At 27.0% G+C, this 14679-nt stretch carries 14 protein-coding genes and 1 tRNA gene; 1 reads left to right on the top strand and 14 read right to left on the bottom strand.

Translation table 4 applies throughout. The features are described from left to right. Positions 1-6 precede the first annotated feature (6 nt). The 12 genes from rplK to gltX form a co-directional block, all read right to left on the bottom strand. Positions 7-606, bottom strand: a complete 600-nt coding sequence (gene rplK / locus JXZ92_RS01315; RefSeq protein ID WP_205851989.1) for a 50S ribosomal protein L11 — start codon at positions 604-606, stop codon at positions 7-9. 233 nt (positions 607-839) lie between these two features. Continuing rightward, the gene (locus tag JXZ92_RS01310; protein WP_205851988.1) at positions 840-1739 is read right to left on the bottom strand and encodes a MurR/RpiR family transcriptional regulator; all 900 of its coding nucleotides are present in this window, start codon (positions 1737-1739) and stop codon (positions 840-842) included. 12 nt (positions 1740-1751) lie between these two features. After that, positions 1752-2834 carry a M24 family metallopeptidase gene (locus JXZ92_RS01305; RefSeq protein WP_205851987.1) on the bottom strand — a complete coding sequence of 361 codons (1083 nt, stop codon included), beginning with the start codon at positions 2832-2834 and terminating at the stop codon, positions 1752-1754. An 81-nt stretch (positions 2835-2915) separates the two neighbouring features. After that, positions 2916-3068 carry a 50S ribosomal protein L33 gene (gene rpmG / locus JXZ92_RS01300; RefSeq protein WP_174892645.1) on the bottom strand — a complete coding sequence of 51 codons (153 nt, stop codon included), beginning with the start codon at positions 3066-3068 and terminating at the stop codon, positions 2916-2918. 116 nt (positions 3069-3184) lie between these two features. Then, positions 3185-4012, bottom strand: coding sequence for a deoxyribonuclease IV (locus tag JXZ92_RS01295; protein WP_205851986.1), 828 nt, complete (start codon positions 4010-4012; stop codon positions 3185-3187). Then, positions 4005-5081 carry a potassium channel family protein gene (locus JXZ92_RS01290; RefSeq protein WP_205851985.1) on the bottom strand — a complete coding sequence of 359 codons (1077 nt, stop codon included), beginning with the start codon at positions 5079-5081 and terminating at the stop codon, positions 4005-4007. The genes JXZ92_RS01295 and JXZ92_RS01290 overlap by 8 nt, the downstream gene beginning before the upstream one ends. A gap of 38 nt (positions 5082-5119) precedes the next feature. Then, positions 5120-6109 (bottom strand): LacI family DNA-binding transcriptional regulator, encoded by a 990-nt coding sequence (locus JXZ92_RS04135; RefSeq protein ID WP_308699353.1) that lies wholly within the window; start codon positions 6107-6109, stop codon positions 5120-5122. Between the two features lie 314 nt (positions 6110-6423). After that, positions 6424-7398, bottom strand: a complete 975-nt coding sequence (gene pfkA / locus JXZ92_RS01280; protein WP_205851984.1) for a 6-phosphofructokinase — start codon at positions 7396-7398, stop codon at positions 6424-6426. 16 nt (positions 7399-7414) lie between these two features. Continuing rightward, positions 7415-8245, bottom strand: coding sequence for a bifunctional 5,10-methylenetetrahydrofolate dehydrogenase/5,10-methenyltetrahydrofolate cyclohydrolase (locus tag JXZ92_RS01275; protein WP_205851983.1), 831 nt, complete (start codon positions 8243-8245; stop codon positions 7415-7417). After that, complete coding sequence (locus tag JXZ92_RS01270; RefSeq protein WP_205851982.1) at positions 8233-10719, bottom strand: valine--tRNA ligase; 2487 nt, start codon at positions 10717-10719, stop codon at positions 8233-8235. Before JXZ92_RS01270 ends, JXZ92_RS01275 begins: the two co-directional genes overlap by 13 nt. A gap of 196 nt (positions 10720-10915) precedes the next feature. Then, positions 10916-11290 (bottom strand): hypothetical protein, encoded by a 375-nt coding sequence (locus JXZ92_RS01265; protein ID WP_205851981.1) that lies wholly within the window; start codon positions 11288-11290, stop codon positions 10916-10918. A 1-nt stretch (position 11291) separates the two neighbouring features. Beyond that, complete coding sequence (gene gltX, locus JXZ92_RS01260; RefSeq protein WP_205851980.1) at positions 11292-12701, bottom strand: glutamate--tRNA ligase; 1410 nt, start codon at positions 12699-12701, stop codon at positions 11292-11294. Positions 12702-12764: 63 nt separating this feature from the next. Between gltX and JXZ92_RS01255 the strand changes: the two genes are divergently transcribed. Further along, positions 12765-12840: transfer RNA gene (locus JXZ92_RS01255), tRNA-Lys, on the top strand. Between the two features lie 51 nt (positions 12841-12891). Here JXZ92_RS01255 and JXZ92_RS01250 read toward each other — a convergent pair. Further along, positions 12892-13443: an inorganic diphosphatase gene (locus JXZ92_RS01250; RefSeq protein ID WP_205851979.1), complete on the bottom strand. Its 552-nt coding sequence runs from the start codon at positions 13441-13443 to the stop codon at positions 12892-12894. Between the two features lie 50 nt (positions 13444-13493). After that, entirely contained in the window at positions 13494-14465 is a 972-nt protein-coding gene (gene recA / locus JXZ92_RS01245) for a recombinase RecA (RefSeq protein ID WP_205851978.1), read from the bottom strand. Between the last annotated feature and the right edge of the window lie 214 nt (positions 14466-14679).

Raw genomic sequence — 14679 nt, 5'->3', positions numbered from 1 at the left:
CCATAATTATTTTGCTCCTTCTTCTATATTTTCAGATTCTTCATCTGAAATTGTTTTAACTTCAATTGATTGTCCTTTTGTTTCAGCTAAATTAGCTAAATCTGCTTCTAATTCTGCTTCTTTTAATTGTGCTAATTTTTCGGCTTTAGCAGCGGCTTTAGCAGCGGCTTTAGCTTTAAAAATGTCGTCGTATCCTTCAACTAAAACACCCATTTGTTTAGCTGTACCAGCAATTGTAGCCATAGCGGCGTCAATATCATTTGTGTTTAAATCAGGTAATTTATATTCAGCAATTTCTCTTAATTGGTCTTTTGAAATTGTTGCAACAATTGTAGTTTTAGAATTTTTTGATCCAGATTGTAAGTTTGCAGCTTGTTTAATTTTGTATGATGCTGGAGATGTGAATAATTGGAATTCAAATGTTTTATCTTTGTAAACGATAATTTTTACTGGAACTGGTTCGTCACCTCTATCTCTAGTCGCGTCATTAAATGCTCTTGTAAATTCTGGCATGTTAACACCAACACCAGCTAAAGCTGGACCTGGTTTAGCTTTACCAGCAGGGAATTGCAATTTAGCAATTCTTTGAATTTCTTTTTTTGCCATATTTATGTATCCTTTCGATATTGTGGTCCAACGATATTTTAATTAAAAATATCTCCCACTTTGGCAATATTCCTATATTGCTTTAATATTATATAATAATCTATTTTTTTTAATAATTTTCTTTCAATTCTTTTATCCCTTTAATATAAGGGAATAATTTTTTTCATGTCATTTTATAAACAAAATAAAAAAGAAAACTAAAAAAAATGAGGCATTTTAAATTGCCTCTTTCTTTAGTTTTCTCCTTTTTGTTCCATATCAGGAAGCAATGAATTTCATTCTTTTATTTGATTGTTAATTTCTTTAAAAATTATTTTCTTTTGATCAATAACTGATGATAAGTAAGAAAAAATAATATCACTAATTAAGAATGCTGAAATTTTTGATCCAATATGACTAATACGATAATTTTGCTCAATACTTTCTAAAAGAAGTATATTTTTACAATTTTCGGGTTTTATTTTTGTATTTTTAGTTCAAATTGAATAAGTAACGTTGTTTTTTATTAAAAAGTTAATAATATTTTTAACTTCTAATGTTTTTCCACTTTTTGAAATTATTGTTACATGAGTTTTCTTGTAAGATGTTATTAAACTCGAGTAACCAAAAAATGAGTGTATGTTATCCACAAATATAGTATTAAAACCAATTTTTCTAATACTTCACGAAAAATAACGTCCCACCATTCCAGATTCTCCGATTGCGAAAATGACATTAACCTTATTTTCTCTTATTGTATTGATATATCCCATTAAATCATTACTGTCTATAAATCTTTCAACAGTTTTTTGTACCGAATATATATAATGGGTTTTTATGTTGTTGGAAACTTGATTGATAGAATTAATATTTGAATTATCTATATTATCATCATAAGTATCTTGTTTTAATTGCAATCTTTTAGAAACATATATTTTAAAATCAGAATAACTTTTAAAACCTAACCCTTTTGCAAATCTAGAAATTGTTGATTGAGATAAATCTAAATGTTCTGCCAATTCAGAAGAATTCATTTTTAAAAAATCATCTGTTTTGTTTTCAATAAAATTTCTAATTTTATTTATTGTGTCAATAGAAACCTTGTCAATTTTCTCCTTGTCAAGATTTTGTAAATCAATAATATTAATTTTCATACTTAACCTCTATTAAAAGAAATTATTTTTCTTTTCCTCCGGTTTTGATAATACATAGTAACCATCTTCTGTTACTAATACATCATCCTCATTTCTTGCTCCACCAAGACCTTCGATATAAATACCTGGTTCTACAGTTAAAACCATACCAGGTTCTAAAATAACGTCACTAGATGAAGAAACATTCGGAAATTCATGCACATCAATACCGAGACCATGCCCAGTAGAATGAACAAAATATTTACCATATCCTTTTGATTCAATATATTCACGGCAAACTCTATCAATTTCTGAAGCTTTAATACCTGGACGAACTATTTTACGCCCTTCTGCAGCCGATTCTTCAACTATCTTTAAAATTTTTAATAACTCAGGGTTTGTTTTTTTAGGGTCACCTACTACAAAAGTTCTTGTTATATCAGCTGTATAACCTTTATATCTTGCGGCAAAATCAACTTTTAACAAATGATTTTCAATTAATAAATTATTCTCACTTGGATGATGATGAGGTTCAGAAGCATATTGTGCAGCAGCAACTATTTCATCAAAACCCTCCTTTTCGGCACCGTTCATTTTTAGTAAATAATTTAATTTGGCCGCAACTTCTTTTTCATTCATACCAGGTTTAATTCATTCTTTTAATTGTTCGAGTGATTTTAACGAAATATTAACAGCCTCTTGTAAATATTTTAATTCTTCTTTTGATTTTAAAATTCTTAATTCTTGAGCACTTACTCATACTACATCTTTAGAGGTTAAATTTGTTAATGACAAAATGTAATTTTCAACATCTTTAATTAAGTAATCTTTCTCTAAGGCTATTTTTTTAAATTTCTTTTCTTCAAAGAATTTCTTTATTGAGCTTCCTTCTTTTGTTCTTTGTAATAATTGAACATCAACATTTTTAGCATTTGCTCTAACGTATTCGATATATCTACCATCAACAAAAAGTGTTGCTTTATTTCTTTCTATTATAATAAAACCATCAGTTGTTTGAACTCCAGCATATCACAATCTTGTTTGAGGAGCTTCAGATATAAGAGCATCAACTTCAGGGTTGTTGTTAAAAAAAATATCAAGTTTTGTTCTATTCATTTTTACCTTCCTTTATTATATAAATTATATATGTTAAATAAAAAAATAATAAAAAAGATGCTAAAAGCATCAAAAATATTATTATTTCTTTTCTCTGTGAGCTGTATGTGCACCACATTTTGCACAAAATTTATTTAGTTCAATTTTTTCAGGGTGAGTTTTTTTGTTTTTCTTAGAAATGTAGTTTTCCATTTTACATACTGTACAAACTAATGTATAACCTTCTCTTGCCATAATATGCTCCTTTACATGTTTTATTTAAATATTGTATAAATAGTATTTATATTATAATTTAATTTTATTTTTTTAAAAATTTTTTTTTAATTTTGGTTTTTTAAAAAATAAATAATTTATTTTCGAATTAACATTTCAATTTCTTGATCATAAATTGGTCCATCTTCTGGTACGGGTGTTTCTAAAATAATAGGAATGTTATCAAAATCTGGATCATGAACAAATTTTCTTAATGTTTCTAATCCGATTGTACCGCGGCCAATATTTGCATGCCTATCCTTATGTGAAAAAACTTCGTTCTTAGAATCATTTAAATGTATAACTTTAACATGTTTTAATATATCTCATCTTATTAATTCCTCTTTAAACTCATCATAACTTTGCAAATCATATCCAGAATCTCACATATGGCATGTATCTAAACAAATTTTAAGACGTTCAGAATTAACAAAATCTATTAAGAATTTTAATTGTTCAAAATTTGTTCCAATTTCAGTTCCTTTACCACTCATAGTCTCAATACATATGACAACATCTGAAGTATTTTCGATTACATATGTTAAGGTCTGAACTAATTCATCCAATGCTTCTTGTTCGCTATAAATAGTATATGCCCCAGGATGTAAAACTAAATATTTTAAACCTAAGTAATTCATTCTCTTGATTTCTTCAATTAAAAATTCTTTTGCAAAACTAGATTTTTCTAAAGATGCGGGATTTATAATGTAAGGAGCATGAACTATGATGTCTTCTTTAGGTATAAAATTTTGAAATCTAGCTTCATACTCCTCAAGATTAAACTTTTCAACACTAACTCTTTTAGTATTTTGTGGGGCACCTAAATAAATCATCATTGTATTTGCATTATTATTCATAGATTCCTTAACGGAATCAACCAAATAACCAGGACTCTTAAAAGATATATGTGAACCTAATTTAATCATTTTTTACTTCCTTTTCATTATTTAACTTCGACTTCTCTTTCTTTTGTTTTTTTAAATGCTCTTGCATTTCATTTAAAAACGAACCGGCGATAATACCAGATGGAATTGCAATTATCGCTAAAGCAACTAACGCATTTACTGAAACTATTATTTTTGTTATTGGAGAATGTGGTAGTAAATCTCCATAACCAATTGTTGTTAACGTAATAGTTGCAAAATATATTGCATCTAAAAATGTAATTACATAACCCGATTTTAATTGGTCGTAATCTGGGAAAATGGCATCATAAATAGCTATTTTATCTTGATCATAATATAAATGTTCTTTTAAATAAAGTTCTTTATTATTAGATTCTTGTGCCTCAAGATAAATTTTTCATGAATCTTCGCTTGGTTTTATTTTATTGGACAATAAAAAGTTATTTCTTTGTTCCTCTAAATAAGATGTTTCGTTACTTCAAATGATAATGGCAAAAATAAATATTAACAATATAGCTAAAAGTAAAACATATGTTAAAACTTTTTTTTGCTTTTTGAATGCGGCAGCAATTATTGCAAAAGGAGTAAAAATTGTTAAAATTCAAAAAAGTCTTGCAAATCTAAAAAAATTAAGTAACTTAAAGAATTCGAAAGCTTTTTGCGAAGTAGAATCTACCTCTATAAAATATTCAATAATATGTAACGAAGACAAAATGGATAGCAATATTACAATACCTTTAATTGAAAAAATAAACTTATATGAGCTCTCATACAACATAGTATGATTATCTATTTTTTTATATGTTCTATACGTCAATAAATGTAGTATATAATCAACAATAAAAAAGAAAAAAGTAAAAATTTGTAGTATTGTAATAAAATTTTTCCAGCCTTGCCCAAATATTTTAGCAGTTGTAGCAATCGACAAAACAGATACTAAAGAAGCTAAAATAACCAATAATATATAAACAAATTTGAATAATTTAGACTGAGTTTTATAAATGTTATTTTTATTTTTCATATCATCATTAAAGTTTCAAACTATTGGTGTTAAAAATTCAAAAATCATTTTATAATTTATTTTCTTCATTTTTCTCCTTTTAATTAAAAAAGATAAACCAAAAAGATTTATCTTTTTGCGGTTTCGATAATTTCAATTGGTATAGTTTTTGTTATTATTTCATTATTTATTTTATGTTTAGTAATCATATCTTCAATCCTAAAGCCTAAATTTGGATAATCAATAAAAATTTTAGCTACATATTTTTTAATATTATCATATATGGATTGATAACCAATATCAGTGTAATTATATTCTTTAGTACCTAGTGCTTGAGCTAAAGCTACATAAGTTTCGTGAGTCGAACAAACAACATTATGAATATTGTATTGTCTTAAAAACTTAGAAATTTGAGCAATATCTTCTAGAGTTTTTTTAGAACTAAAACTATATTCATAATAATCATAATTATTATCAACGCATGCACGCTCGAAACCTTGGTATCTTTCGGTTTTTTGAGTATTCGAAAGTCTACCATCACTTATGAATGCAACTTTTTTACTTATTAACGATCCATCTTCGTTTCTATTGGCTGATGAATTCAGTAATTTTTCAGTTAATGTGTAAAAACCTTTCGTAATATCGACTTTTATTGAGTTAATTCCGTTAACTTGATGTTCGTATAATATTACTGTAATGTCCTCTAAACCCTTTAAAAAATCAAATAATTCTTTGTAGTATTGAGGAACAAAAACGACAATTGCAGATGGTTTCCACGAAAAAGCGTATCTAATTGCATCAATATATTCTTTAGTAGAATTACCAGCATAAGTTGTATTAACCCTTCTTCCTTTACGAGCACAAGCTATTGTTATCCCACTCACAATTGAAGAATAAAGATTTTGAGCTCATATGGGCATAATAATAAAAACTGAATTATCTCTACCTCTTACTATTCTTGCTCCAGTATTAGGATAAAAATTATTATTTTCTATTGCCTCAGTGATTTTAGCTCTAGCTTTTTTTGAAACATAACCATCATTATAAAATCTTGAAACTGTAGAAACCGAAACATTTGCTTGTTCAGCAATATCTTTGTACGAAATTTTTTTCTTCATAAAATTATTATATATTAAAAAACAACTATTTTTAACATTTTAACAAATTAAGATATTGAAAATAATAATTAAAAGTGATTATCATAATTGGTTTCGAATTGAAAATAAAAGATTAAAAAACACCTTTAACAAGTGTTTTTTAATCTTTTTTGTTCTAATTTAATTATTAATTTGAAAGGAGGGCTAATGTCTCAAGAAGTGATCTTTAAAAGGATCTCACACTTACCTTACGTAAGAATCAATAATATTATAACATAAAATAATAAAATAAAAAATAATTAACAATAAATTAATATACTGTTAACTATTTTTTATTATGATTGGTTCAATTTATTAAATTTAATAGCTCTTTGAACCGCTTTTTCTTTGGAAGCATTTTTCATTGATAAAGCTTCTAAAATTGGTATTCCAACAACGTCATTATTCAAAATTCCAACTGCCAAACCTGATTTTCCTTCAATTAAATACTCAACTGCTTTAGAACCTAATAACGTTGCTAAAACTCTTTCTTGAGCCGAAGGTCTTCCACCTCTTTGAATATGATTTAATGGGTTTATACGTGTATCTCAACCTGTTTTATCTTGCACTATTTTTTCAAGTTGTTTAATATCATAACACTTTTCAGAAACAACAATAACTACGCTTCTACGGTTAGGTTGTTTAGTCAATTGTAATGATGTATTTGCAATTTCCTCCATTGAAGGTTGAAAATCTTTAGTAGCAATAATTTCTGCACCTGTTGCAAGACCTGAGTAAAGTGCTAAATCACCACAACCATTACCCATAACTTCAACTATCATAATTCTTTTATGACTACGAGCAGTATCTCTTATTTTATCAATCGCATCAACTATTGTATTTAATGCTGTATCATAACCAATAGTAAAATCACTTGAAGCTATATCATTATCAATGGTACCTGGTAACCCAATTGTTTTAATTCCTGATTGATGTAAAAGTTGAGCTCCTTGATAACTTCCATCACCACCAATAACAACTAAAGCATCTATTCCTCTATTTTTAAGATTATTAATTGCAACTTCTCTTACTTCTGGTTTTTTAAACTCAGGAAATCTTGCTGAATAAATTGCAGTACCACCTTGATTTAAAAATAAATCTAAATCAACATTATCCGCACTAACTATATTATCGTTATATAAACCTTTATAACCTTCATAAACTAAAAACGCTTCTAAACCATTTGATTTAGCACCTTTAACCACCGCTCTAACGGCGTTATTCATACCTGGAGCATCACCACCAGATGTTAAAATAGCTATTTTTCTCATTTTATCCTCTTTTTAATTATCTATAAATATCTAATAAATTTTTTAATAAGCAAACAACAGTCATAGGCCCTACTCCACCAGGAACAGGAGATAATGCGGAAGCTTTTTTAGAAACGGACTCAGCATCCACATCACCAACTAATTTTTCAGTTAATTTAGCATCTAAATTTGTACCTACATCTATAACTATTGCACCTTCTTTTATATTTTGTTCTTTTATATATTCGGCAACACCAATTGCGACAATGACTATATCGCCGGTTTCGACTCCCTTAACACCTGTATTTTCGTTATACGTCGCTACGTCAGCGCCCATTCTTTTTATTATATGCGCAAGAGGTTTACCAACAACATGGCTTCTGCCTACTACACAAACTTTTTTATCTTTTACATCGATGTTATAATATTCCATTAATTCCAAAACTGCTCTAGCAGTAGCAGGAACAAAATGATTTTCTTCGATATCATTGTATAAAATAAATTCATTTCGACTACTTAAACCATCAACATCCTTAATTGTAGGAACAGCATCCAATATAACTTGTTGTGGAATATGATCTGGTAAAGGTAATTGAATTATTACACCAGTAGAACTTTCGTTAATTACATCTAATTTTTTAAGCAACGAATTTTGGCTTATAGTTTCAGGAAATTTATGTAAAATCCCTTTAATACCTATTTCTTCGCACTTTCTTAATTTAGCATTTACATATTTTGTAGAAGCTGGATTATCCCCTACTTGAACAATAGAAAGAACAGGTTTATCATCCGGATCTATTTTTTTTACTAATTCTTTTAGTTTTTCTGTTTCTTGTTTTGCTAATTCTTTACCACTTAATATTTTCATTTTAATTCCTCTTCGTATTTTTCTAAATTACTACGATGCATTTCTAATTTTTGTCTTTCAGCATCAACTTTTTCCTTAGGTGCACTCTCTACAAATCTCTTATTTGAAAGGATTTTTTCGGCTCTATTTATTTCGAATTTTGTTGTCTCAATTTTCTTTAATAAAGAAATTTTATTTTGATTTTTTTGATCATCAGAAACAACAATAAATAAAGATTTTCCTTTTATTGAAATTAAATAATCATTATTCTGTTTAAATGTTGAATTTGTCATTTTATTAATGATATTACGAGAATGAATATCTAATTCTATGTCTGTAAAATATTCGATAACTTCTTTTTTTGAAATATTGTATTCTTCACGATATTTACGAATTTCGTTTACAACTAAAATAACACTATCAATATACTTAGATTTGTCTTTTTTATAAAATCTAGGTCATTTATATTCTAAAATTTCACTTTTATATAATTCTGAATAAATTTTATCAGTTATAAAAGGCATAAAAGGATGGAGAATTATTAAAACTTTTTTAAATATTTCTAATGTTGTTTTTTTGTTATTGTTAACTTTAATAAATTCTAAATATCAACTACTTAAATCATTAAAAATAAATTTATAAATTTCAGAACCAATTACTGTAAAATCATATTTTTTCATTAAACGATTAATGTTTTTTGACAATACTGATAATTTATCCAATATTCATTTATCTGCATCAACCATTTCATTTGAATGATTTTCAGGCAATTCATTAATGTAATTTGCTATATTTCATAATTTATTATTTATCTTTCAAGCACTCTCGATTTTCTCATTCGAAAATTTGAGATCAAATCCAGGGGTTGAGTTAGTAATTAAAGATCAACGTAAAGCGTCTGAACCATATTTTTCGATGACTTCAATAGGGTCTATTCCATTGTTTAATGATTTAGAAAATTTTCTACCTTGAGAATCACGAACAAGCCCATGTAACATAACTTTTTTGAACGGAATTTTATCCATAAATTCAAGCCCAAAAAAGTACATACGAGCTATTCAAAAGAAAATTAAGTCAGTCCCCGCAACCATTAAATTAGTTGGATAATATCTTTTTAAAATACTATTCTTCTTAGGTCAACCCATAAATACAAATGGTGCTAATCCAGATGAGAATCAAGTATCTAAAACATCAGTTTCTCTTATTCATCCTTCTCCAGGTGACTCGATTTGAACTTTTACTTCACCATCTTTATATCAAGCAGGAATTTGATGTCCTCATCAAAGCTGTCTTGAAATAGTTCAATCATAAACTTTATCCATTCATTGCTTCATTGTTTTTTTATATTTTTTAGGTAAAAACTCGACCCCGTCTTTTGATTTTAAATCTTTTAATATCAACTCCTTAAATGAATCCATTTTTAAAAATCATTGAGGTAATATTAAAGTTTCAATAACTGTTTTAGAACGATCAGAAATTGAAATATTAGAAGTTGTTATTTCAACTTTTTCTAGCATATTATTTTTACTTAAATATTCACCAATTGCATCTCTAGCTTTAAAGCGTTCCATCTTATCAAATTGAGAATTAGGAACTTTTAAATAACCATATTTATCAATTGTTTCAATTAATTCAAAACCATGTTTTTGAATTATTTCAATGTCACTTTCTGCATGGGTTGATAATTTCATTATACCTGTTCCAAATTTTGGGTCAACATAACTATCTTCTATAATAGGTATTAAAACATTTCTAAGAGGGTGCATAACGCGTTTCCCTACTAAATTAGTAAACCTTTTATCTTTAGGATTAACAACCAATGCTACATCGCCATATAAAGTTTCGGTTCTCACAGTTGCAACTGTTAAATATTTATTAGAATTTTCTAAATAATATTTAATGTAAAACATTTTTTGTTCGGTTGGTACATTATTTATTTCGATATTAGAAACTGCGGTTTGTAATTTTATATCTCAACTCACCGCTCTTACACCTTTATAAATTAAACCTTTATTGTACAAATCTACAAAAACTTTCAATACTGCTTCATTACTATTTTCATCAAGGGTAAAACGCTCTCTAGAATAATCTAAAGCTAAACCTAGTGTTTGTCATTGATTTCTAAAATAATTCGCATACTCTTCTTTTCATTCTCAAATTTTATTTATAAATGCTTCATAACCTAAATCATGTCTAGTTTGTCCGGTTGTCTTAAATAAAATATCTTCTATTTTAGATTGAGTAGCGATACCCGCATGATCCATACCAGGTAATCATAAAACATCAAAACCTTTTAACTTTTTGAATCTAATAATTGTATCCGGAATATAAGAATCAAGAGCATGCCCAATATGTAATTTTCCTGTTACATTCGGTGGAGGTAGCAAAATTGAAAAAGGTTTCTTTTTAACATCATGTGTCATAAAAAATTTCTTATCTCTTCATTTTTTTTCAATACCCTTTTCTACTTCTTTATGATTGTAAATTTTGTCCATAAAAATCCCTTCTTTATAGTGTAATCAATAACCATTATCCTAATATTTAAATTATACATTATTTTAACTAAAAGAATAAATTCACAATACCAAACCTTATATCTTTCTTTTACCCTTTTTTAAAACTTACAATTAAAATAAAATAGTTTTTGTAAAAAAACAAACCATAATATTCAGTTTGTTTTTAATTAGTATTTTAATCTCGAATTATTTCAATAGAAATTTGATAGGTCCCAATTTCAAAATCAGAACTACTTAGAGAATATGTAAAGTTATATTTATTTTTCGAAAAGTCTTTATTCGTTCATTTTGAACTAAGAGGTAAAATCTGATTTTCAATTTCATAATCAAATTTTATTTTTTGATTATATTTTAAGAAAATAGATGCACTAGATGAAAAAATATTAATTTCATCTTCACTAATTTCGATGAGATTTTTTTCTTTGCTTTGTGGATCTATAAATTCAAATGAAGTAAACTTACCATTTACATTCAACTTACACTCTACTTCGAATTGAATTTTATTAGATTCACCATTCTGATTTATTAACGATAAAAATTTTAATTTCATTTTAATATTTATCCAATGATTTTAAAATAAATTCGTATCCAAATAAATAAATAGCTTTAGCTAACTCTGGACCATGTTCTTGAGAAGTAGAAGCTAATCTAATGGGCATAAATAATTTTTTACCCTTTACATTTAATTCTTTTTGTACATTTTGTATAACTTCTTGAATATCTTCTACAGTAAATTTACTGTCTTTTATTTTTTCAACTAACATCTTTTTAAAAGTTCTAACAACAATTAATTCTTCACTAGTGAATTCGATTTCTTTATTTGTTGGATTTTTATAAATTTCTAAATTTGAAAATAATTCCTTTATAGTAGTTGAACTTTGTTTAAAAGTATCAATAAAGAGAAATAATCATTCTTCTGAAAATAATTTTTCATTTCTAAATAATTTTATTAAATCTAGATTATTCATATTTTTTAAATATTGTTTTGAAAATCAATTCATTTTTAAAATATCAAACTTAGATGGACTCTTACTTAGTCTTTCAGGTTCAAATTTTTCTATTATTTCATCATGTGTCATTAATTCAGAACCATCTTTTGAAGTTCAACCCAATAATGTTAAAAAATTAAATATTCCATGTGGTATGTAGCCTTCTTCTTTATAATCCGAAATAAATTGTTTTAAACTAGTATCACGTTTAGAAAGTTTTTTACCTTCCATATTTGTAATAATTGTTAAATGACCAAATTCTGGTTTTTCTCATTTTAGATAATTGTATAAAACTAATTGTTTTGGAGTATTGCCAATGTGTTCTTCACCTCTTAAAACATGAGTAATTTCCATATCATGATCATCTACAACAACCGCAAAGTTATATGTTGGATATCCATCAGATTTAAATATTACCCAATCTGTTATATCGTTAGAATTAAAAGAAATTTTTCCTCTAACAATGTCGTTTCAAGATAATTCTTCGTTTTTAGGAATACTTAATCTTATAGAATATTCCCCTGATTTATCCCTTTTTTGTTTCTCTTCATCACTTAATTTTAATCAGTTTTTATTATATCTAAAGTTTGGAATACCTTTTTGATCACTTTCAAGTTTTTGTTGTTCTAATTCTTCTGTTGTATCATAAGCCTTATAGGCCACACCTAATTTAAATAAATATTCCAAAACTTCTCTATATCTATCTATTTTTTCACTTTGTCTATACTTACCATATTTTTCTATAGGATTAAGTGGCGATTCATCTGGTATTATTCCTAATCAGGCTAAATTATCTAATTGTGACTCTTCACCTCCAACCACATTTCTTTTAATATCGGTATCTTCAAGTCTAAAAATAAAATCACCTTTATAATGCTTCGCAAATAGGTAATTAAATAAAGCGGTTCTTGCACCACCTATATGTAAATACCCTGTTGGGCTTGGAGCATATCTTGTTCTTATTTTCTTCATTTTAAAAATCTCCTTTTTTTAAAAAAATAATTTTTATTTTTATAAAAAGAATATAATTAGAGTGCATCATTAGCTCAGCAGGTAGAGCAACTGGCTCTTAACCAGTGGGTCGCAGGTTCGAACCCTGTATGATGTACCATTTTTTTATACTTTTTTTAATCAAAAATGCTAGTTTTCTAGCATTTTTATTTTACTCATACTTTTCAGGATGTTCTTTTTGCATTTTTTTAATAAATTCTTTTTTGTCCATTGAACCATATTGATTCATTAAATGTACACACTCTTCGTACTCATGTAATGCTCAATTTACATTTTCAAAACCAGAGACTTTTGTAATTCCTGGTCTTTTTCAATTTTTATATGTGCTAAAGAAAGTTTCAACATTTTTTAAAAAAGGTTCAGGTAAGTCTTCTAAAGCTTGAATATTATCCAAACGATAATCATCGGCATGAACTGCAATTAATTTTGTATCTGTTTCTCCATCGTCAATCATTTTCATTGCACCTATAATTCTAGCTTTTAATAAAACACCTGGTTGGAATGTTTCATCAGAATATAGTAACACATCCAATTCATCCCCGTCTCAATCTAAAGCGTTAGGTACAAAACCATAATTACATGGATAAACAAAATCTCCACGTAAAATACGGTCAACTTCTATTAAATTTGTCTTTCTGTTATATTCATATTTTATTCTTGAATTTTTTTGAATTTCAATTTTTACATCAATTATATTTTTCATTCCTATATTATACAATATTTAAAAACAATAATTACACTTTATAATAAACTTTAATTTTCTTTAATAAAATTTATTATTTCTTTTTGTAAATTTACATTTTCACTTAAATACTCTCTCATATTTTTTTTACCTTGAGCAACACTATTGCCGTCAATATAATATCATGAACCTTTTTTAGTAAATTTACCTATTTTTTCTCCAATATCTACTAATTCACTTATTTTATCAATTCCTGCATTAAAATAAAATTCTGTTTGAGCATTTTTATAAGGAGGAGCTATTTTATTTTTTACAACTTTAAGTTTTATTTCGGCACCAATAATATCTTTATTTTCGATAATAGGACTTCCTTTTCTCACTTCAACCCTTATTGATGAATAAAATTTTAAAGCTCTACCTCCAGGAGTTGTTTCTGGACTACCAAAAATAACACCTACTTTTTCTCTAATTTGATTTATAAAAATTATTGTTGTTTTATTTTTATTTGAATTCGCAGTAATTTTTCTTAGTGCTTTTGACATAAGTCTAGCTTGTGCACCAATTTGTTGGTCGCCCATTTCACCATTTAGTTCTGCTTCAGGCACTAAGGCGGCAACACTATCTACTACTATAAGATCAATTTTTCCTGATTTGACTAATATGTCAACGATATCTAAGGCTTGTTCTCCTGAATCAGGTTGAGATAAAATAAGATTTTCTATATCTACGCCAATTTTTTGTGCAAAAGATGGATCTATCGAATGCTCTGCATCAATGAACGCTGCGAGCCCACCATTTTTTTGAACTTCTGCAATAGCATGCAAAGTTAGTGTTGTTTTTCCTGAACTTTCAGGCCCATATATTTCTATAATTCTTCCTTTAGGATACCCGAAACCCCCTAATAAATCATCTAAAATATAACTTCCACTATGAAATGTTTCTAAATCAATTTCTGGAACTTCTCCTAGAAACATTATAGTCTCTTTTCCATATTTTTTTTCTATTATATTTATAATATTTTTTAATTCGTTATCATTATTCATTATTCCTCCGAATAATATTTATTAATAAAACTAAAAAAGAACTTTAAAAAAACCTTTTTTATTAAAAAGAGATAAAACGCATAAAAAAATGCCCTTCTGGGCTTATTCTTTGAAAACTGAATAGTAATTAATAATTCATTAAAATGTCTTAAATACATCTTAACTTCTAAACCTATCAATTTATTAGTAATGGTCAGCTAAATGTATTACTACA

The organism is Mycoplasma sp. CSL10137 (assembly GCF_017116845.1).
Lineage (GTDB): Bacteria > Bacillota_I > Bacilli_A > Mycoplasmatales > Metamycoplasmataceae > Mycoplasmopsis.
This window is presented reverse-complemented; position numbering and strand designations above follow the sequence as displayed.